The organism is Psychrobacter sp. SC65A.3 (genome assembly GCF_025642195.1).
In the GTDB taxonomy this organism is placed as follows: Bacteria; Pseudomonadota; Gammaproteobacteria; order Pseudomonadales; family Moraxellaceae; genus Psychrobacter; species Psychrobacter cryohalolentis.
Map to the genome: position 1 here is coordinate 1,098,402 of NZ_CP106752.1, position 20,015 is coordinate 1,118,416.

The window sequence follows — 20,015 nt, forward strand, 5'->3', positions numbered from 1 at the left end:
ATAGCCACAGCGTCAAACCTCAGTCACCATTCGAAACTAAAAATATCGCACTATCGCGATCAACTAACACGCCAAAAGGCTAACAGCATACAAGTGGGGTATGAGCGACGCGGCAAGTCATACAGTTACAGTATTCAGCTGTCAAGAACGGCATGCAATTATGGTGGCCATCGTCACTGGTGGCTTTGCCCAAAGTGCAGCAAGCGAGTGTCAGTATTATATTGTGCCGGCTTGTATGTGTGCAGACATTGCATAGGCGGTAAGTATGGCTCGCAGCTTGAACAACCTATTGATAATTTGTTTAGGCGATTGAATGCGATTAGGACACGGCTAGGATGGCAAGATGGCATCATCCATGGCATTGGTGAACGACCCAAAGGAATGCACCGAACCACGTACAATAAAATAATGTGCGAATACATGAACCTGATGGAAAAAGTGTTAGGCGTACAGCGTAAGATGCTTAATTTAGATAGCAAGTGAATAATGCTAATCTCACCATAAGTCACCCCCTAAGCCGCAATGACTTCTAAGAGAGTCTTTTAATATTTTGACTTGTTCGGTCTTTACCTCTAAAGCCTCTCCTACATCATCTATGTGTTCTTGGCATGAGCTGCTATACCAGTCATCAGGTGCGCAGTGATAATTTACATCTAAAGTCTCATATTCATAAGGCTCAGTCTCGCGTTCATAGTAGCTTATAGCTTCCTCTATATAAGCACGACAATTGACAGGCAAGTTAGAATCTGAGCCATATTCAGGCTTACTATTTGAATCACTGCATGAAGTCAAAAAGACTGCAGTAAGTAGGATAAAAAGCTTATTCATAATAATTGCACCGATAATCAAATATTTGTTGATAGTATCATGACAAACAATTACAAAATAACATCCAGTCAATATAATAGGTATTAGGCAAAATCAAAATAAAAATCGATTGTTGGTATTATGGTTGGTATCGTCTTATTTTTAACTTTAAATACTTATATAAATCAATGGCTTGTGCTTATAGTTTAGTTTCCGCCATCTCCACCAAACAACGATAAAGGGCTGACTGTCATAGACTGTCAGCCCTTTATTTTGGGCGTTTTTTGGGTATATAGAGGTATAGCGTCTTATATAGTAGGCTATACGATAGACGATTAAGTTGTTCTTACGCTATAAAATATACTCATTCTAGTCGTCTGATCAAAAACTAAGATTTTTTCATCTTAGACTCGCGTTTTTCTTGTCGCTCTTGGAGTTTTGATAATTTGTCTATAAACATAGTAATTTGAGAAGTACTTATTAGGTAAGGATTAAATTCATTGCTGGCTGAGTATTTCAGAACATACTCTTTATTCTGATCATTAGCCGTTAAATATTTCATTGACCATTTATTCCAATGCCGTTCCTCAATTTCACGACACTCAATAATTTGCAAAGAAAAATGTCGCTTATCATCAATCAATTTTTTTAACAGATTGTTAATAACTGGTCTTGCGCCCTCAATAACTTGGAGAAAATAGTTTTCATTAATTACTAATGCACCAGTAATATCATTGCGCTCATTATTACGCTGCGCCTGCTCAAGAATACGTGCTACTTCGATATTTGAATTTTCGGTGTTATAGCGGCTAACATAAGTTAGACGCAGGATAATATGCTCGCCATGATGACTATTTAAATTGTTTTTATCGGAAAGCTCATTCAGCTTTAGCTCCATAATGTACTCCAGCTTATGAAAGATTGTTTTTATTTGACGGTTCATCGTCATTATTTAATATAAGAATTTTAACTGTAGCTAAAAAACTTGTATGAAACAAGCAGGTTGAATAAGGCTTTGTGTTATCTAACGGCTATCATTAGCTAGTACTTTCTAAATAAATAAAGTGATGCTATTTCAATCGATTAATAATTTAGAGGATATAATCTATGTCTATTCATAGAACACGTAACGATAGAGAATAAGATAGTATTAAAGCGCTTGGTGGCTTTTATGCCTGAATTTCTCATTAGAATTACAGCATAATCTGCTGATAGTAGAGGTAAGATCTAGCTACAGAAAGTTAATGATATACAATAAGAAAAAGGCTTCCAATTTCTTGGAAGCCTTTCAATATAATGGTACCCGGAGCCGGACTTGAACCGGCACGCTATTACTAGCGAGGGATTTTAAATCCCTTGTGTCTACCAATTTCACCACCCGGGCAAAACTTGTATTATCTAATAAGTAAGCTTTCTACTTGTTAGATAGTGGTCGCTATTATAAGCATTTACATTAATAAAGCAAGCTAAAATTAATATAAATCCTAATAAATTTTTAACCTAAATAATTGGAGGCTGAGGTCGGAATCGAACCGGCGTTAACGGAGTTGCAGTCCGCTGCATGACCACTCTGCCACCCAGCCAATCAAGGACGCCTATATTAGCAAATATAATTTAAATTACAAGCCCTTTTTGATATAAAGACCGATTATTTATCAGGTTAGGCATATTTAGTGTCATATCAGGATAAATCCTATCCTTAATTAAGTCGCTAAACGATACTTTTATTGTTATTTACGGCCTTTTTTACATCTCTATAGGTCGCAGTGCAAATAAGTATCAGTACACCCAGCGTGATTGCTGGCCAGATTAAGATATAAAGCCCATAAAAAAACGTGGTTTCCATATTAACTCCTTTATTTTAGGTATTAAAAATGAATGATGAATACATCAAGCCATTAAAAAATTCATCAAAACGTCGATAAGATATAAATCTAGTTTTGAACGTTGGTGGTCGGCGGTATTCTAGGTTTATGGTCATAGTCGCCAACGCGCTGTTTAATAAGATCAAAGTCAAAATGCTCGTTGCTCATGAGGCTGATAATGACGCAGACGATTGTACTGGCACCATAAGCGGTCAGTGATGCAAGCAGCACCATATATTGACGTAAGAAACCAGTGGCAAATATCAGCATCAGTATCAGTGTGAGGGCGGCAGCTACTGCAGCCATTTTTCGACCTAAAAAGCCAAATACCATGAGTCCAATCACCACAGCAGCACCAACGCTTGCCAATACTTCAAAAAATAGCGCCGTAATGCCAATGATAGGTATGAGCTCAAAGCGAGCGATACAGAATAATAATAATCCGACGATGACGGCTGAGGTAAAGGCAGTGTTTGTCACGCGATTCCAGAACACACTGGCGATCACTGGGAATACAATCGCACCCCATAACGCACCGACAAAAACCAGCATCACGAGAATATCAAGCTTAAAGCTAGCAAAAATCAATCCTGCTGCCGTAGCGACAATCATGGTTCCGCGACCGACAAGCATCATGGTTTTTTGGTTTACGCCGCCTTTTTTGGCAATATTCTTGCCATAAATGTCAGCCATCATAATGGTAGATAGTGCTGATAAATCTGAATCAGCTGTTGAGGACAGGGCACCAATAACCAAGATAAAGAATAAGGCAATGAATACCGGATGTAGATAAGTGCTGACCATTTGCGGAATCAAATTATTCATATTGCCATTAAGCGGCTCAATACCTATGGTTAATGCCATAAGTCCAATCATGCCGAGACCAATTACAATACCAGCATAGCCGACAGTAGCAGTAATAAAGGTTGCTTTAATTTTGCTTTTATCAATGGCAAATAGACGCTGGGTAATGGTTTGATTACCAATAGCATAAGCCAATACTGCGACGAAATAGGGCGCACCTTGCTGAAAAAAGGCCTCGGATGAAAAGAAGTCTTGTTGCTGCAAGGTTAGATTTGAAAGCCCACTTACCATGGCGGAAGGACCACCCATGGAAAACAGTACCGCTGGGATAATGATGACACCAATCGCCATTAACGCGACCAATTGGGCAAAATCGGTGAACACTGAAGCACGAAATCCAGAAGTTAAGGTATAGCTTAGCACTCCGACGCCAGCGATAATTACCCCTGTTTGGAATGACAAAGGTGATAATACTGATACCAATGCGCCGGCAGCGGTGAAATTGACCATCAAGCTAATTAAGCTGCCCATAAGGTTAGATATGGCTAAAATTAATTGGCTTGATGAGCCATGGCGGGCGTGAATAAGTTCACCCAAGGTATGTCCATTAGGGGCAAGTTCACGAAATCGCATCCCAAAAGGGTAAATGAATAAAATCATCAAGGCACCCCAAAAACCATAATGTAACGGTCCTGAGACGCCATATTTATAGCCGGACGTGGCAGCTGCATAAAATGACGCTGCCCAGATCCAAGTAGCGGTCATACTGGCAGCACCCATACCAAAACCGACGTTGTGACCGGCGACCATAAAGCCTGAGGTCGTCTCCTTATCTTTTTTTATTAATAAAGACAGCAAATACGTGCCACCATAAAATGCCAGTAATAGCAAAATGATGGTTAATGCTGAAAATTGGAACAATGACTCAGTTTTCAAATTCCTACCTCGCAATTGTTATAAGTAAAATGTAGATTAAAACGTATTCTCCCAGACTATCAGGTATGCAAAAACGACCTATTCAGCCTATAGGTCAATTATAGGTAGCACGCAACGAGATGAACCGTCACAAAAAAATTTGAAAGCGGATGGCTTTTGCCTCTGTATGACTTCATCATAAATTATGAAGAATATGTCAAAAATCATAGGGGCAACGCTCGATATGCGTCTGTAAATGACTGAACCATTAGGCTACGAATGATGCATACGTGATATAGCTGGCTGCTGATAAAGGCTTGTACAAGCATCTATAGCAATAATACGGATGAGCGGTAAGTCGCAACTGCTTGACTTATGCTAGGTTTAGATAGCGTGTATCAGATATATATAACCATGGATCGAGTATTGCTTTACTCAATCTATGCTCTAATACACATAATCCGTAATCGTGATGGCAAGTGATAAATGTCTAAGCATTTAACCTGACATACGTAGCATTGATAATTAAAACTACAGTAATGTTAAATATTAGTAACATGTTTGTGCCTTAAGACTAACCTATTCTGCTATCAATCACAAATTTTATGGTTAATTATTATAAATAATGATATATAAATTTGATCATTGAAAAGCCTGTTCGGCAGATGAGGAAGATATTAAAAAACAAAGTTTGATGGAAGCGGTTAGACAAAGAATGTGTTCAAACATTAGAGTAGAAGAGGGTCTATGTATTTTTTAGGAGTCGGAATAACCTGCGTAGTAAGTCACGCGGTTATCACGTAAAAATCCTGCCAAACCCAAGCCATAACGCTCGGCAATACGTACCGCGGTACTGGTCGGTGCAGACATACCAATTAGCCAAGGTATACGACTACGAATGGATTTTTGTACCAGCTCAATCGATAAACGCGAAGTCATTAGCACATAGTCAACCTCTGCCTTATGATGCAACTGCCATCCTATGAGCTTATCGAGGGCGTTATGGCGCCCCACGTCCTCAAATAGGTACAGCTGCTGCTCGTATAGGGTTGCAGCAGCATGGACAGCGCCTGTGAGCTGATGGGTGTGCTGGGCTACATTGATTTGTGCCTGTATACTCAGTAAATCGTCAAGACTAGGCATCGCTCTACTAAGCAATGGCTTGTTTATCTGATATTTACTTAGATCGGGTAGTGCTTGTGTTAAACCCGTTATGCCGCACATACCGCATCCTGTGCGTCCTGCCAGTTGGCGTTTTTGCGCTTGAATACGCTGATGACAGCGCTGGTTTAAGACTAGCTCGACCACGTATATATCATAGTCTTGTAGCTGCTCTGAGAGCTGATCCAAGCTTATAAGCTCATCAGTCAAATTAGAATTAAGAGAATCTTTATTAGAAGAATTTTGAATGAAAGAATCAGGAGTAAAGTCTTGATAACTTTCATCGTCTGTTAATTGAGTAATATCCCAATCTAGTAATTCATGACTATGCTGAATCAATCCTTCACTATATAAAAAGCCGATGGCAAGGTATTCGAGTTGATAAGGACTTGCCATCAAGACAGCGTAGTGAATGCCATTAATCACAATGGCTACAGCTGCCTCAACAGCCAACATTCCTGACTTGGTATCAATATCCAGCGGCGCATTCTTAGCAGCATCTAAAAATGCATCTGATGTATAGCTGTGTTTATATGCCACATGTAGCCGTGACAATGGCGCATCTTTCTTAAAGCTATCTTCTGCAGCCAAGTGAGGTTTGTTTGCCATTGTGAGTGCTTATTAGCCTGTGTTATTAATAAAATAAAAGTCCTGATGCCGAGATACCTGTCATACAGCAGTTGCTATACTGGCTTGTTCAAGACACTTCAATACCACGGTAACAGACTTATAAGCAGGTGTTCTGGATTCCGGCGCATGACTGTCCAAATCAAGCAGGTCATTACATTCAGGATAATAGGTTGCCACTGCATTCGCTGCAATATCCATCTCTGTCAGTATTAAAGGTCCTAACGTGCGCTCAGCATTTTGACTGTCTTGGCGCGATACCATGATTTGATCGCCTTTTTGCCAACCTAAGCGACTGATTTCATCTGGATGCATAAAGAGCACATCACGACGATCAGTCTGTCGGTAGCGATCTTGGAAGCCGAATATCATGGTGTTAAATTGGTCATGACTACGGACACTGGTTAGTTGCCAGACGTTTTGCTCAGCAGACTGGTTCATATCAAAGATTTGATTGTTTACTGAATTATTTTGATAATCAGATGTCGTTTGTGCCATTTGCGCGGCAACGTAGGTAATCGGATATTGCGGTACTTCAAATTGTGCTTTGCCACTATCCGTATTCCAAATCCGATGACGCGCCGCATGATACAAGTGAAAACCACGCTCAGCAGCACGAATACGCTGATTAAAATCCTCAAATCCTTCAATCGCTTGCGCAATATAATCACGAATAATATCAAAATCCGTACTCATCGCTTGCCAAGGGATTGAGGATTCAGCCCCAAGCACATGAGTTGCCATGTCTGCAACGATTTGCGCTTCGGATTTTAGCGTGTTACTGATAGGCTCAAGGCGACCTCTAGTCGGTACAACCTGACACATCGAGTCCTCAATGGTAGAAAATTGCTCACCTTTCGCAGTAATCAAGCGTTCAGTACGACCGATACAGGGTAGGATGAGGTTGTTTTTGCCCGGATATAACATGGTTTCATTGAGTTTGGTTGCTACAAAGACGTTCAGCTCTGTAGAGGTCAGTGCAGTTTGAATGGCACTCTTGTCTGGTGCTGCAACCGCATAGTTGCCACCCATACTAACAAAGGCTTTGATGTCGCCTTTTATTAGTGCCTTTGCACCGGCGATGACATCAAGCCCATCTTCTTGTGGCATCGGTTGCTTAAAAACACGCTCAAGACTATCAAGCAAGCTCTGCTTAGGGCGTTCATGAATACCCATGGTACGATCACCCTGCACGTTTGAGTGTCCACGTACAGGCGATGCGCCTGCACCATCGATACCAATCATACCCATCAACAATAGCAAGTTGGTAATCATGGCAACATTATCCTCGCCTTGGACATGCTGAGTGATGCCCATGCCCCATGTACAAATCGTTGCTGGACTCTCAGCAACTAACTTTGCGAGCATAATAATCTCTGCTTTACTAATGCCACAGCCAAGCTCTACATCCGTCCAAGATTGCTGACGTAACCAAGCATCCAGAGCGTCATAGCCTGAGGTATGCTGCTCAATAAAACCACTGTTCATTTTACCGTTTTTGGTGAGCCATTTAGCCATGCCGGTTAATAAAGCCGCATCGCCACCGATTTGTATTTGGATAACCTCATCGACCATCTCATCACTTTGACCTGCTGCCATATGGGAGGGTTTTTGTGGGTTTCTAAACTTGCTTAGACCCTGTTCGCGCATGGGGTTGATAGAGACAATGCGGCAGCCTTGCTTATGCGCGTGCGCTAGCATCTCAAGCATACGCGGATGATTGGTCGCAGGATTTTGTCCAAACAATAAAATCAATTTAGCCTGCTCAAAATCTTCCAATATTACGGTTGCTTTACCGATGCCTAACTGCTTACCAAGCATCACTGATGTTGGCTCATGGCACATATTTGAGCAATCAGGCAAGTTGTTAGTGCCAAAACAGCGCACGAATAGTTGAAACATAAAAGCAGGTTCGTTGGTCACCCGTCCTGAGGTATAAAACAGTGCCTCATCTGGCGAATCAAGCTGTTTTAATTGGTCAGCGATAATCTCATAAGCCGCTTCCCAAGAAATCGGCAGATAGCGGTCTTGAGCAGCATCATAATAGAGTGGTTCTGATAAGCGTCCACTGTGTTCAAGCTCATAGCCTGACCAGCCTTGTAACGCTGTGACTGTATTATTAGCAAAAAAAGCCGCGTCTGCTCGTCTGTTCATCGTTTCACTGGCGATGACTTTGATACCGTTTTCACAGACATCTATGGCCTTATTTGACTTGTGATCCGGCCATGCGCAGCCCGGACAATCAAAGCCGTCCTTTGGCTGATTGCTATGTAAGACGCTGATACTGCCGCGCAAAAAAGCCTTGTAATCCATCAAGGTACGCGTAGAGGCAATCAGTGCAGGCCAGCCCGCTGCAGGGTGTATATAAACAGGAATTTTGCGCATGATAAACCTTATAGGCGAGTGCTGATAGATAACGGTCATTTTACTAAGAGCAGATGTATAAACGCTTACTATATAATGGCTAGTGGCAAAGTGGCGATATCATTACCTATCAATAACAAAAACCTCAAAGCAAATTAGGCGTGGCTGATGAGTAGAGGGCTTTGGTATATAAAAATCGAGCTGATTCAAAAGATATAGTCAATGAAAAGTAATATCGACATATTATGTACTGCTGGCATCAATTTTTCTTGCTTGCTGTGCCTACGCAGACAGAGTCTGCAAAAAAATTGTACCCGCAGTACCGTAGTGTTTTTAGGGTATTTTGACTATAGTGACGTTAGATTCTCAATTGGGAATAACGATCAGCTATTATTTTTATAGTAAACCAAAAGCAAAAAACGCCTACTTCATCGTAGGCGTTTTTTATTTATATTCAAAGAAATAAGCGTTATCGGTTAGCTTAATATTAAGCTGTCATCATCAACTTTCTCGCCGCGCGTTTGCTCAAACATATCGAGTAAATCATGCACAGTCATGCCTTGACGTTTATCACCAGCCACATCTAATACCACCTGACCTTGATGGAGCATAACGGTACGTGTGCCATGTGCCAATGCCTGCTGCATAGAGTGCGTGACCATCATGGTGGTGAGCTGATTGTCAGTGACAATTTTATCGGTTAGCTCTAACACAAAAGCGGCAGTTTTAGGGTCAAGCGCCGCCGTATGCTCATCAAGTAATAGAATCTTAGACGGCTGCAATGATGCCATCAATAGGCTAACCGCTTGGCGCTGACCACCGGATAACAGACCCATGCGGTCAGTCAAACGATTTTCTAAACCCAATTTCAATACCGACAATTTTTCGCGAAATAAGTCACGGTTATTTTGGTTTAGAGCAAAGTTTAAACCACGTTTACCACCACGCTTATAGGCAAGCGCCATGTTTTCTTCAATCGTTAACGCTTCACAAGTTCCCGCCATTGGGTCTTGAAATACACGAGCCACCCAATGAGCACGCTGGTGCGCGGTCTTTTTGGTGACATCAATGCCATTTAGTAAGATTGAGCCACTATCGACGCGAGTGGTACCACTGACCGCGTTTAAAAAGGTCGATTTGCCCGCGCCATTGGTACCGATGACAGTGACAAATTCACCATCAGCGATATTTAAATCGATACCACGTAGGGCAGGGTTTTCAATGGGCGTTCCAGGATTAAAGGTCAACCGCAAATCTGTAGCTTGCATCATAATTATTATTCCTTATGGGTGCACATTGACATTAAGCCCGAACTTTACGACTTAAGAATTTATTTTTAGCTTTTGGCAATACCAATGCCAATACCACGAGTAGGGCAGTAATCAAGTTCAAATCTTGCGGCCCAAAGCCGATACTACGTAGCGTATCGCTCGATAGTGCCACTTGAATAAACAGCTTATACAATACCGCACCGACGACCACTGCAAATGTAATCAGCCAAATGCGTTTAGCGGGAATAATCGTCTCACCGATGATGACCGCTGCCAAACCAATAACGATAGTACCGATACCAATTGAGATATCTGCGCCACCTTGGGTCTGGACAAACAGCGCGCCAGCTAATGCAATCAAACCGTTAGAGATTGCCATACCAATGATGGTCATCCATGAGGTATTGATACCTTGTGCTTGCGCCATACGTAGGTTTGAGCCGGTTGCTCGCATAGATAAACCGGTTTCGGTACTATAAAACCAATTTAAAAATAACATAGCCAGTAGTACGACAATACCAATGATCAGACAGCGCATCCAATAGCCATTGCCATCATGGACCAAGGTACTAAAGACAGTCGTTTCACCTAACAGTGGCAAGTTTGGCGCACCCATAATCCGCAAGTTGATAGAATAGAGCGCAACCATCACCAAGATACTGGCAAGGAGCTGTAATATGCCAAGCTTGACGTGCAACCAAGCAGTAACGATACCGGCAATTGAGCCGGCTAGCATACCAAAGGCGCAAGCAAGCCACGGGTTGACACCGGCGATGATAGAGATACCAGCGACCGCACCACCTAATGGAAAACTGCCGTCAGCGGTCAAATCAGGGAAGTCGAGGGTACGAAATGAAATAAGGACGCCAAGCGCCACTAGGCCATAAATCAGACCACTTTCAAGTGCACCAAAAAAAGCAATTAAAGACATAAGAGATCAGTAAGTCATAACCAAGTGTTTAGAGAACCATGAGGTTGAGACGAGTGACATATATCAGCATCATCTATAAGCCAAACACTTAGGCGGTGAATTTAACAGATTGTATAATCTGCAGCTAGGGTAAAGCGCAACCGATCACTGTCATAAATGATCATAATCTTTGCTTATTGAAAGCCTTTAAACAACAAGCCCAGCCTACTGACACATAGCTGGGTTTTGTTTGTAGCAATAATTCGCACCAATAAATAGCAAGGTAAAGCTAATGTAGACGATAATGACAGCTTGCGCAATCAACATTATCATCTACTGTTTGTTTTATACTAATTAGGTAAAAGGCAGTTACTCTACCACTTCTTTTGCTTTATCAATAACCGCTTGTGGCAAGGTGATGCCTTGCTCTTTAGCATGTTTTGGGCTGACATATAAGTCAAGAACTTTTGGCGTGTATACGGGAATTGCGCCTGCTTTTTCACCATTTAGGATACGTACAACGATTTTGCCAGTTTCACGACCAAGATCATAGTAGTTGACGCCCAATGCTGCGATGGCACCGCGCTCAACTGAGCTGGTATCCGAAGCAATTAACGGAATCTTACTTTCTTTAGCGGCTTGATATAGTGACTCATAAGCTGAAACCACGTTATTATCCGTTGAGGTATAGATCATATCGACCTTACCTTCTAGGCTACGCGCTGCCATCGCAATATCAGTACTACGCTGGGCAGGGGCTTCATGTACTTTGATGCCAAGTGGCGTCAGTTTTTCTTTTAGATTTTTTAGGATAATCGTTGAGTTGACTTCACCTGGGCTATAGACGTAGCCGACGTTTTTGAGACTAGGAATAATTTGGCGCATCAAGTCGATTTGTGGCTCATAAGGAAGCGCATCAGAGCCACCAGTGACATTGGTGCCAGAACCATCAAGTTTTGACACCAGTTTGGCTTCAACCGGATCAGTAACTGCTGAGAATACCAGTGGAATACTGCTGGTTGCAGCAGCGACTGACTGAGCCGATGGCGTACCAATAGCAATGATAACGTCTGAATTGTCGGCGACGAATTGTTTGGCAATCTGACCAGCAGTGGCAGTATTACCTTGAGCACTTTGGAAGTTAACTTTAAGGTTTTCACCATCTTTGAAGCCGGCATCGTTTAGTTCATCGATTACGCCTTTACGTACGGCATCAAGTGCTGGATGCTCAACGATAGCGGTAATAGCAACCGTTTTCATTTCTGTTGTGGTATCGGTGCCCACAGTACCATCAGTCGCGGTACCTTCTTTAGCTGGCTGATTACAACCAGTCAAAACAGCGGTACATATACCGCCCCATAAAAGAGCTTTGGCAAAACGATTCTGATACAACATGGGTCTTACTCCTGAAAATAATAATGTGTCCGTACATTATATAAAAGATAAATAGAAGATCTTACGTACTGCGGTTATAAACAGTGTTTGTTATAAATTATAAGCTATCTACTGCGTATTCACTCTTATCTACCAGCGATTATTTGCTGGCAATTTTTACTTTTTCATCGACATTAATAGCATTTTTTAACAGCTCATCTGACAGTACCACACCTTGCGTTTTAGCATGTTTAGGGCTGACGTAGAGCGTCAATTCGTTCATCACTTCAGGCTTAACGGTATTGACCGCCTCACCATTTAAAATGCGATAAACCATCTTACCTGTCGTACGACCAAAGTCATAATCATTGACACCAAGTGCTGCTGTGGCGCCGCGTTGGACACTGAATTCATCAGAGGCAACAATAGGCAGTTTTAGCTCATTGGCAGCTTGTGCCATCGCTTCAAAGGCTGAGGCAACATTATTGTCAAACGAGGTATAAATAATATCTGCGCGACCCTGTAAGCTACGTGTCGCCATACCGATATCGGTTGGACGGTTGGCTGGAATATCTAGTAATGATAAGCCACGTGCCGGCAGCGCTTTTTTAAGCGCATCACGCAATGATACCGAGTTGGCTTCACCAGGACTGTATACATAGCCAATGGTTTTGAGGTCAGGCTTGATTTTTTGTAGCAAATCTAGCTGCGGCTCTAATGGTAATTGGCTTGAGAGTCCGGTCAAATTGCTTTGAAAAGGTTTACCATCTGCAGTGATCAATTTGGCACCCAGTGGGTCTGAGACAGCGGTATATATAATTGGTATGGTCGTGGTTGCAGAGACGATAGATTGTGCCGATGGGGTTGAGATAGCAACGATGGCATCAGGATTGTCGCCGACAAACTGCTTGGCGATTTGTCCTGCGGTTGCGGTATTGCCTTGCGCACTTTGAAAGTTAACCTTTAGATTTTGACCTTCGACATAACCGTTATCCGCCAACTCATCAATAATGCCACGACGCATATCATCCAATGAGGGATGCTCAACGATTTGAGTGATTGCCAATGTTTTGGCAGGTTTTTGAGCAGTAGTGCTACTGTCATCGGTGGTCGTTGTAGTATCTGCAGGTTTAGAGCAGGCTGATAATCCAAGCGCGGCGCTCATCGCAGCACCAAGTAGGCTAAAGCGTAAAGTAGTAGCAAAAATCATTTTATAGTGGCTCGTAGTTTAGAAAGTGCAGGTTACCCGAGTCAATGTTATGTGAATGCTGAGATAACGGGCTAACATCAAAGTAATCAATCCATTGATCATTATGTTCATATTATGACAGTAATGTAACTTATCGCAATAAAAAATTAAAGCGTATTCGTCACCAGTGTTATTAAAGCAAGTATTGACTGTTTTATTTGGCAAAATCATCTTTATTCGGCAAAACTCTGCTTAAAAAACGCACAAACCAGCAATTCAGCGATTACAAACGCACTTTATAATAAACGTAAGCTAATTTTTATACGAAAGTTACAGTGAGTCTGAAATCCATATCATTATTAATCATGCTGACCTTAGTGAATGTTCAACAGACTCTACCATCTACTTAATCTTTTTCAAATGAATATTTTAAGGATGACATTATGAACACTACTAATCTTAAGTTATTAACCATCGCTGGCATTACAGCGATCTCATTGATTTCCTTACCTGCTATGGCAAAAGAGGGTCACGGTAATAATCATGGCAAGGGCAAATCTGCGTATGTCGGTAAAGATAAGCATGAACAAGTACAGCTCAAGCAGCATCAGTCAGAAAAATATAAATTTAAAAATGGTTATAGCAGCAATGCCCAGCCTAACATTAATGCTTATCGTCATGCTAACTCAAACGCCTCATTCAAGCGTGATCTCGATCAATACGGTTACAGAGTAGTCGGCAACATTGATAGAGATATTTATGATCGTTCGGTAATTTTAGACCGTTATGATGACCGCTATGTTCGTATTCGCACGCCAGAAAATAAAATTGTGACGGTCGTTAATGATACGTTGCAGATCATTGATATTTTGACCAGATAAACAGCAAGCTTACTTTCTATTCTTTTTAACATAAAAAACGGTCTATTTAGACCGTTTTTTGTTTTGTTCTTTTGTTATTACTTAATTAATTTAACGTTTTTAAGCAAGTGAATCACCGATAACGGCTTCATCAGGTAAGGTCATTACCACCAGACCTGTTTTCGGGTCGCCTGACGACAATATCATGCCTTCTGATATGCCAAATTTCATCTTACGCGGTGCCAAATTGGTCACGCAAATAACCTTTTTACCTTGTAATTGCTCAGGCTCATAGAATTTGCGAATACCGCTAAAGACGTTGCGAGGTTGTGCTTCACCAACATCTAGTGTGAACTGAAGTAGTTTGTCCGCGCCTTCGACATGGTTGCAAGCGATAACATGAGCGACTTTCATCTCGACTTTGGCAAAGTCCTCGATACCGATATAGTCTGCTTGTTCGGTACTGCTTGGCATTGCTGCAGGTGAGGTATTTTTTGCTGCTGCTTTATCGTCGTCTTGGCTAGCGGTAGGCGCACCTCCTTGTGTCAATGAGGCTTTAGAATCTTCAACCATCGCTGCAATATCTTTTTCTTCAATACGCTGCATCAGTGGCTTAAACTTATTAATTTGATGACCAAGCAACCACTCATTACGGCTGGCAAAACTTAAATCATCAATGTTCAAGAATTCTTTAGCATTGGCAGTCAGCTCAGGTAATACAGGCGCAAGATATACCATTAATTGACGGAAGATATTGATTGCCACAGAGCAGATATCTTGAACTTCTTGCTCTGCGCCTTCAACCTTGGCAAGCGCCCACGGTTTTTTGTCATCGATGTATTCATTGGCTTTATCAGCACACTGCATAATCAGGCGCATGGCACGAGAAAATTCACGGTTTTCATAAGCCGCAGCAATCTCATCGCCCGTCTTGGTGATGTCTTCTAATAGGCTTGGCTCAGCACAGACGTCTGTCAGCATACCATCATACTTTTTGACTAAAAACCCAGCGCTGCGACTGGCGATATTGACTACTTTGCCAACGAGATCAGAGTTGACCTTTTGCATAAAGTCTTCTAAATCAAGGTTAATGTCTTCGACTTTGTCAGATAACTTACTCGCAAAGTAATAACGCAAGTATTCAGGATGCAAATGCTCAGCATAAGTGTCGGCTTTAATAAAGGTGCCGCGCGACTTACTCATTTTTTCGCCATTGACCATCAAGAAGCCATGAGCAAAGACGCCAGTTGGTGTACGGAGTTCACTACCAGCAAGCATGGCAGGCCAAAATAGCGCATGGAAGTAAACAATATCTTTACCGATGAAGTGATACACTTCGGTTTTATGCTCGTTTTCTTGCGCCCAATAATGGTCAAAGTCTAGAGCCTCTTCTGTACCTGCACGTTTATCACACAAGTTCTGAAAGCTTGCCATATAGCCAACAGGCGCATCTAGCCATACGTAGAAGTATTTGTCTGGCTCATCGCTTGGCGTGTCTGGAATTTGAAAGCCAAAGTAGGGCGCATCACGCGAGATATCCCAACTGGTCAAGCCGGCATCAAACCACTCTTGCAGCTTATTGGCAACTGAGGTTTGCAAGCGATTATCACTGCGCGTCCAATCCTTTAAAAATTGCTCAAACTCTGGTAAATCAAAGAAATAATGCTTTGAAGTCTTTAGAATAGGCGTCGCATTTGATAACGTAGAGTACGGATCTTTAAGTTCTGTCGCATCATAAGTAGTACCACAAACTTCACAATTATCACCATATTGGTCGGTAGCGGCGCACTCAGGGCAGGTACCTTTAACAAAACGATCGGCTAAAAACAGCTGTTTTTCAGGGTCAAATAGCTGCTCCACATCACGAGTAGAGATATGACCTGCATCTCTAAGGCGGCGATAAATTAGCTCAGAAAATTCCCGATTTTCTTCTGAATGCGTTGAATGATAATTGTCAAAATTAATCAAAAACTTAGCAAAATCGGCTTCATGAGCAGCTTGCACATTGGCAATTTGCTGTTCTGGCGTTACGCCATTGTCTTCGGCTTTGAGCATGATGGCAGTACCATGAGCATCATCCGCACAGACATAAGTCACCTTATGACCTTGCGCCTTCATCGATCGTACCCAAATATCAGTTTGGATATACTCTACAAGATGCCCCAAATGAATGTCTCCATTGGCGTAGGGCAAGGCACTGGTTACTAAAATCTCACGCACTTTCATCACCTATATTCTTATATAAACGGGTTGGTTATCAATAGAAATTGAAAAAGTGTGCCTATGATACCGTAATTCGGCTAAATTTGTGATATTCCTTACGAATTAATACGGTAATAAGCGCTATAGTTGATCCATTTTTAGAAGAGTGCAGCGCTACTGGTATTAATTATTCTTAGACTCTGTCTGCGTAGGCATAGCAAGCAAGAAAAGTTTATACCAGTAGTACGTTATAATAAGTGTAATGTGTTTATTGATATTTATGATAAAAGTCCAACATAGTAAATCCTTATAAAGCGCTCATAACAACCCCGCTAAGCAAAAGCTTAGCGGGGTTTTTGTAGTCAATTTAAAACAGTAAAGCTGTCCCTTTTTTAGATTGACTTCATTATATGCTTTACTGATTCAACCCAATTAAAATGAACCAAACATCGTGCCCAAGGTAATGACAACGACGACAGCAATCAGTGGAATAATCATAGTGACCATTGCCAAATTTAAGTAGGACTGTTTATGTGTCAGACCACAAATGGCCAACAAGGTAATGACCGCACCACTGTGTGGTAAGGTATCCAAACCGCCTGCTGCCATTACCGCCACTCGATGCATGAGTTCTGGATCAATACCGGCTGCGACTGCCATTCTTAAATAGTCTTCACCCAAGGTTGATAGTGCGATACTCAAACCACCGGATGATGAGCCAGTGATACCAGCCAGCGTGGTCATAGCGACTGCTTCTGAAATGAGTGGATTGTCTGGCGTTAGATTCAAGATACTATCACGAATGAGCAGAAAGCCTGCTAATGACGCGATAACGGCACCATAGCCTACTTCCGACGCGGTATTAAAGATCGGTAACATCGAGTCATAAGTACCGCGGTTGATGGTTTTTTGTAGATTGGTCCAATGACCGAGACGCATGACGATTAGCACGATACAAGCTACGACCAATGAGAGGATAATCGACCATAGACCAAGCGAACCTGCGATATTCAAATCTGGGAACTGAGCCTGTAGACCACTAAAATCCATCGATGGGAAGACAAAGTAAGTCAGTAAAGCGTTCAAACTGATGACCAGTATCAGAGGAATCATCGCAACGGTGAATGAGGTATGATGGGTACTAAGCAAGTTGGTCTCTGCTGCGCCTCCACCAACACCGCCTACATCACTCTCATCATGCTGACCATATCCTTCACCAGCGGCATTCGCTTTTCTGGCACGCGATTGCAACCACAACCAACCACAGACAAACATGATCGTACCACCAATAAGTCCCAAGACAGGTGCGGCAAATACGTTGGTATTATAGTAAGGAATCGGAATAGCATTCTGAATGGCAGGCGTGCCAGGTAATGCTGTCATGGTAAAGGTAAACGAACCTAGGGCAATCGCTGCTGGAATCAAGCGCTTAGGAATATCAGCAGCTTTAAACAAGTCTTTGGCGATTGGATAAATAGCAAATGCCACGACAAACAGTGACACACCGCCATAGGTCAAAATACCGCAAACTAAGATAACCGCCAAAATCGCTTTACTGGCGCCAAGCTTTTCGACCACCGTTTTGGCAATCGCTGTTGCCGCCCCAGAATCTGCCATCAAACGGCCAAAGAGTGCGCCCAACAAGAAGATAGGGAAGAATTTGAGTAGGAAGCCACTCAATGCGCCCATAAAGACATCAGTATAAGCAGGAATACTGCTTAAAAAATCACCTGAAAGTAGTACGGCTAAAGCAGCCATAATTGGCGCTAAAATCAGTACGGAATAACCGCGATAAGCAAAGAACATCAAAAGTAATAAAGTAATAATAATAGCAAGTGTGCTAAACATGACCGCCCTCCTTGGCTAAGTTAAGCCTGAGAGTATGCAGGGCATAGGGAAATACGTCAATAAAATTAAACGTAACGGGCGATTTAACGTATTTTATCAAACATTATTTTAGACAATTAGGATGGTGACCTCACCCATATTGCTCAAGCTGCGCTGCCTTGTACGCGCTTTATATTATTGTCTAGTCGCTGCTAGAATTATATGTTAAGTTATTACAGCTGTACGCTAGATTTTATAGTGATATAAATTGTATTACTTTAAAAGTAAGAACGATTGGTAGTCTAGTGTTTGCTTGAATAAGCAAAACCTATAATGAATCAATGTAAATAATAAAAATGAGACGTGCAAGGAGATAAGCATGAGTCAATCAAAGGTGTATGACAGCGCAGAAGCGGCGCTGAGTGGTGTTGTGCGTGACGGACAAACGCTGGCGATCGGTGGTTTTGGTCTATGCGGTATTCCTGAAGCGTTAATCGAAGCATTGCGGGATAGTGGTGTTGAAGATTTGACGTGCATCAGTAACAACGCTGGTGTCGATGACTTTGGCTTGGGATTGTTATTACAGACGCGCCAAATTAAAAAAATGATCTCATCTTATGTGGGTGAAAATAAAGAGTTTGAGCGCCAGTACTTGGCAGGCGAGTTGGAAGTTGAGCTGACTCCGCAAGGTACATTGGCAGAAAAACTGCGTTCAGGTGGTGCAGGTATTCCGGCATTTTATACCGCAACCGGCGTTGGCACCTTAGTTGCTGAAGGCAAAGAAACCCGCGAATTTGACGGTCGTACTTATGTGCTTGAGCATTCATTACGCGCTGATGTGTCTTTAATCAAAGCGCAGAAAGCCGATAAGGCAGGCAACTTAATCTTTAATAAAACGGCGCGTAATTTTAACCCAGACTGTGCGATGGCGGGCAAGATTACCATTGTTGAAGTTGAAGAAATTGTAGAAACTGGCACCTTAAATCCTGATGAGATTCATCTGCCGGGTATTTTTGTGCAGCGTATCGTATTGAATAGCAGCCCTGAAAAGCGTATCGAAAAGACGACAACTAAAGTGGTCGAAGGCGCTTAGTCATTGCGATTACAGCATAATTAATAAATTTATAATAATAGAATATCGTAAAAATTAAGGAAGCTACCATGGCATGGACAAGAGAGCAGATGGCACAGCGTGCCGCACAAGAGTTACAAGACGGTTATTATGTTAACTTAGGCATCGGTCTACCGACACTCGTTGCAAACTATATCCCTAAAGACGTCGATGTCTGGCTACAGTCAGAAAACGGCTTATTAGGTATTGGCGAGTTTCCTACTGCAGAAAACGTCGATGCAGATTTGATTAATGCAGGTAAACAAACGGTCACTGCCGAATCAGGTGCGAGTTATTTTAGTAGCTCGGAGTCGTTTGCGATGATTCGTGGCGGTCATGTCAACCTTGCAATATTGGGCGCGATGGAAGTCTCAGAGCAGGGCGATTTGGCAAACTGGATGATTCCCAAAAAAATGGTTAAAGGCATGGGCGGCGCGATGGATTTGGTCGCAGGCGTACAGCGTGTGATTGTGCTTATGGAGCAAGTTAATAAACACGGCGAGCCAAAAATCCTTGCCAATTGCGAGTTGCCACTGACAGGGAAAGGCGTGGTTGATCGTATTATCACAGAGCTTGCGGTACTTGATGTGACTGATAATGGTCTAAAACTGGTTGAGTTAGCAAATGGTGTTAGCTTCGATGAGCTACAAGAGAAAACGCCAGTGAGCATTGCTCAATAGCTTTGATAAACCACTCAATAGTTCAAATACTGATTAGTAAATTGTTTA

Annotated in this window: 16 protein-coding genes and 2 tRNA genes; 4 read left to right on the forward strand and 14 right to left on the reverse strand. The window is 42.2% G+C overall.

Features of this window, described 5'->3' with window-relative positions:
• Window positions 1–100: 100 nt before the first annotated feature.
• Window positions 101–256, forward strand: coding sequence for a hypothetical protein (locus OEG80_RS04735; protein ID WP_263242045.1), 156 nt, complete (start codon window positions 101–103; stop codon window positions 254–256).
• Between the two features lie 239 nt (window positions 257–495).
• Here OEG80_RS04735 and OEG80_RS04740 read toward each other — a convergent pair whose 3' ends face one another.
• The 12 genes from OEG80_RS04740 to OEG80_RS04790 form a co-directional block, all read right to left on the reverse strand.
• A complete protein-coding gene (locus OEG80_RS04740; protein WP_263242046.1) occupies window positions 496–828 on the reverse strand; it encodes a hypothetical protein in 333 nt (110 codons plus the stop codon).
• 367 nt (window positions 829–1,195) lie between these two features.
• Entirely contained in the window at window positions 1,196–1,750 is a 555-nt protein-coding gene (locus OEG80_RS04745) for a BLUF domain-containing protein (protein ID WP_263242047.1), read from the reverse strand.
• A 354-nt stretch (window positions 1,751–2,104) separates the two neighbouring features.
• Window positions 2,105–2,191, reverse strand: a tRNA-Leu gene (locus tag OEG80_RS04750).
• Between the two features lie 125 nt (window positions 2,192–2,316).
• Window positions 2,317–2,390, reverse strand: a tRNA-Cys gene (locus tag OEG80_RS04755).
• A gap of 128 nt (window positions 2,391–2,518) precedes the next feature.
• Window positions 2,519–2,653 (reverse strand): putative transporter small subunit, encoded by a 135-nt coding sequence (locus OEG80_RS12980; protein WP_020443739.1) that lies wholly within the window; start codon window positions 2,651–2,653, stop codon window positions 2,519–2,521.
• 88 nt (window positions 2,654–2,741) lie between these two features.
• Window positions 2,742–4,397, reverse strand: coding sequence for a sodium:solute symporter family protein (locus tag OEG80_RS04760; protein WP_327108143.1), 1,656 nt, complete (start codon window positions 4,395–4,397; stop codon window positions 2,742–2,744).
• Between the two features lie 750 nt (window positions 4,398–5,147).
• Entirely contained in the window at window positions 5,148–6,161 is a 1,014-nt protein-coding gene (locus OEG80_RS04765; RefSeq protein WP_263242051.1) for a formate dehydrogenase accessory sulfurtransferase FdhD, read from the reverse strand.
• 60 nt (window positions 6,162–6,221) lie between these two features.
• The gene (locus OEG80_RS04770; protein ID WP_263242052.1) at window positions 6,222–8,564 is read right to left on the reverse strand and encodes an FdhF/YdeP family oxidoreductase; all 2,343 of its coding nucleotides are present in this window, start codon (window positions 8,562–8,564) and stop codon (window positions 6,222–6,224) included.
• Between the two features lie 455 nt (window positions 8,565–9,019).
• Window positions 9,020–9,814, reverse strand: a complete 795-nt coding sequence (locus OEG80_RS04775) for an ABC transporter ATP-binding protein (protein ID WP_011513927.1) — start codon at window positions 9,812–9,814, stop codon at window positions 9,020–9,022.
• A gap of 31 nt (window positions 9,815–9,845) precedes the next feature.
• Window positions 9,846–10,745 carry an ABC transporter permease gene (locus OEG80_RS04780; RefSeq protein WP_133104493.1) on the reverse strand — a complete coding sequence of 300 codons (900 nt, stop codon included), beginning with the start codon at window positions 10,743–10,745 and terminating at the stop codon, window positions 9,846–9,848.
• A 348-nt stretch (window positions 10,746–11,093) separates the two neighbouring features.
• On the reverse strand, window positions 11,094–12,119 hold the full coding sequence (locus tag OEG80_RS04785; protein WP_263242054.1) for an ABC transporter substrate-binding protein: 1,026 nt from the start codon (window positions 12,117–12,119) through the stop codon (window positions 11,094–11,096).
• Between the two features lie 139 nt (window positions 12,120–12,258).
• Window positions 12,259–13,308: an ABC transporter substrate-binding protein gene (locus OEG80_RS04790; protein WP_263242055.1), complete on the reverse strand. Its 1,050-nt coding sequence runs from the start codon at window positions 13,306–13,308 to the stop codon at window positions 12,259–12,261.
• Window positions 13,309–13,730: 422 nt separating this feature from the next.
• Between OEG80_RS04790 and OEG80_RS04795 the strand changes: the two genes are divergently transcribed.
• Window positions 13,731–14,168, forward strand: a complete 438-nt coding sequence (locus OEG80_RS04795; protein WP_133104496.1) for a hypothetical protein — start codon at window positions 13,731–13,733, stop codon at window positions 14,166–14,168.
• 99 nt (window positions 14,169–14,267) lie between these two features.
• On the opposite strand, the gene metG is transcribed toward OEG80_RS04795, so the two are convergent.
• Complete coding sequence (metG, locus tag OEG80_RS04800; RefSeq protein ID WP_263242470.1) at window positions 14,268–16,373, reverse strand: methionine--tRNA ligase; 2,106 nt, start codon at window positions 16,371–16,373, stop codon at window positions 14,268–14,270.
• Between the two features lie 408 nt (window positions 16,374–16,781).
• Complete coding sequence (locus OEG80_RS04805; RefSeq protein WP_133104497.1) at window positions 16,782–18,197, reverse strand: GntP family permease; 1,416 nt, start codon at window positions 18,195–18,197, stop codon at window positions 16,782–16,784.
• A gap of 358 nt (window positions 18,198–18,555) precedes the next feature.
• Here OEG80_RS04805 and OEG80_RS04810 point away from each other — a divergent pair, with 358 nt between their 5' ends.
• On the forward strand, window positions 18,556–19,269 hold the full coding sequence (locus OEG80_RS04810) for a CoA transferase subunit A (RefSeq protein WP_133104498.1): 714 nt from the start codon (window positions 18,556–18,558) through the stop codon (window positions 19,267–19,269).
• Between the two features lie 68 nt (window positions 19,270–19,337).
• A complete protein-coding gene (locus tag OEG80_RS04815; RefSeq protein ID WP_263242057.1) occupies window positions 19,338–19,967 on the forward strand; it encodes a CoA transferase subunit B in 630 nt (209 codons plus the stop codon).
• Window positions 19,968–20,015 lie beyond the last annotated feature (48 nt).

Excerpts from the sequence above, each read along its gene's own strand:
- OEG80_RS04735 (WP_263242045.1), top strand. The coding sequence starts at position 101 with ATGAGCGACGCGGCAAGTCATACAGTTACAGTATTCAGCTGTCAAGAA.
- OEG80_RS04740 (WP_263242046.1), bottom strand. The coding sequence starts at position 828 with ATGAATAAGCTTTTTATCCTACTTACTGCAGTCTTTTTGACTTCATGC.
- OEG80_RS04745 (WP_263242047.1), bottom strand. The coding sequence starts at position 1,750 with ATGAACCGTCAAATAAAAACAATCTTTCATAAGCTGGAGTACATTATG.
- OEG80_RS12980 (WP_020443739.1), bottom strand. The coding sequence starts at position 2,653 with ATGGAAACCACGTTTTTTTATGGGCTTTATATCTTAATCTGGCCAGCA.
- OEG80_RS04765 (WP_263242051.1), bottom strand. The coding sequence starts at position 6,161 with ATGGCAAACAAACCTCACTTGGCTGCAGAAGATAGCTTTAAGAAAGAT.
- OEG80_RS04770 (WP_263242052.1), bottom strand. The coding sequence starts at position 8,564 with ATGCGCAAAATTCCTGTTTATATACACCCTGCAGCGGGCTGGCCTGCA.
- OEG80_RS04775 (WP_011513927.1), bottom strand. The coding sequence starts at position 9,814 with ATGATGCAAGCTACAGATTTGCGGTTGACCTTTAATCCTGGAACGCCC.
- OEG80_RS04780 (WP_133104493.1), bottom strand. The coding sequence starts at position 10,745 with ATGTCTTTAATTGCTTTTTTTGGTGCACTTGAAAGTGGTCTGATTTAT.
- OEG80_RS04785 (WP_263242054.1), bottom strand. The coding sequence starts at position 12,119 with ATGTTGTATCAGAATCGTTTTGCCAAAGCTCTTTTATGGGGCGGTATA.
- OEG80_RS04790 (WP_263242055.1), bottom strand. The coding sequence starts at position 13,308 with ATGATTTTTGCTACTACTTTACGCTTTAGCCTACTTGGTGCTGCGATG.
- OEG80_RS04795 (WP_133104496.1), top strand. The coding sequence starts at position 13,731 with ATGAACACTACTAATCTTAAGTTATTAACCATCGCTGGCATTACAGCG.
- metG (WP_263242470.1), bottom strand. The coding sequence starts at position 16,373 with ATGAAAGTGCGTGAGATTTTAGTAACCAGTGCCTTGCCCTACGCCAAT.
- OEG80_RS04805 (WP_133104497.1), bottom strand. The coding sequence starts at position 18,197 with ATGTTTAGCACACTTGCTATTATTATTACTTTATTACTTTTGATGTTC.
- OEG80_RS04810 (WP_133104498.1), top strand. The coding sequence starts at position 18,556 with ATGAGTCAATCAAAGGTGTATGACAGCGCAGAAGCGGCGCTGAGTGGT.
- OEG80_RS04815 (WP_263242057.1), top strand. The coding sequence starts at position 19,338 with ATGGCATGGACAAGAGAGCAGATGGCACAGCGTGCCGCACAAGAGTTA.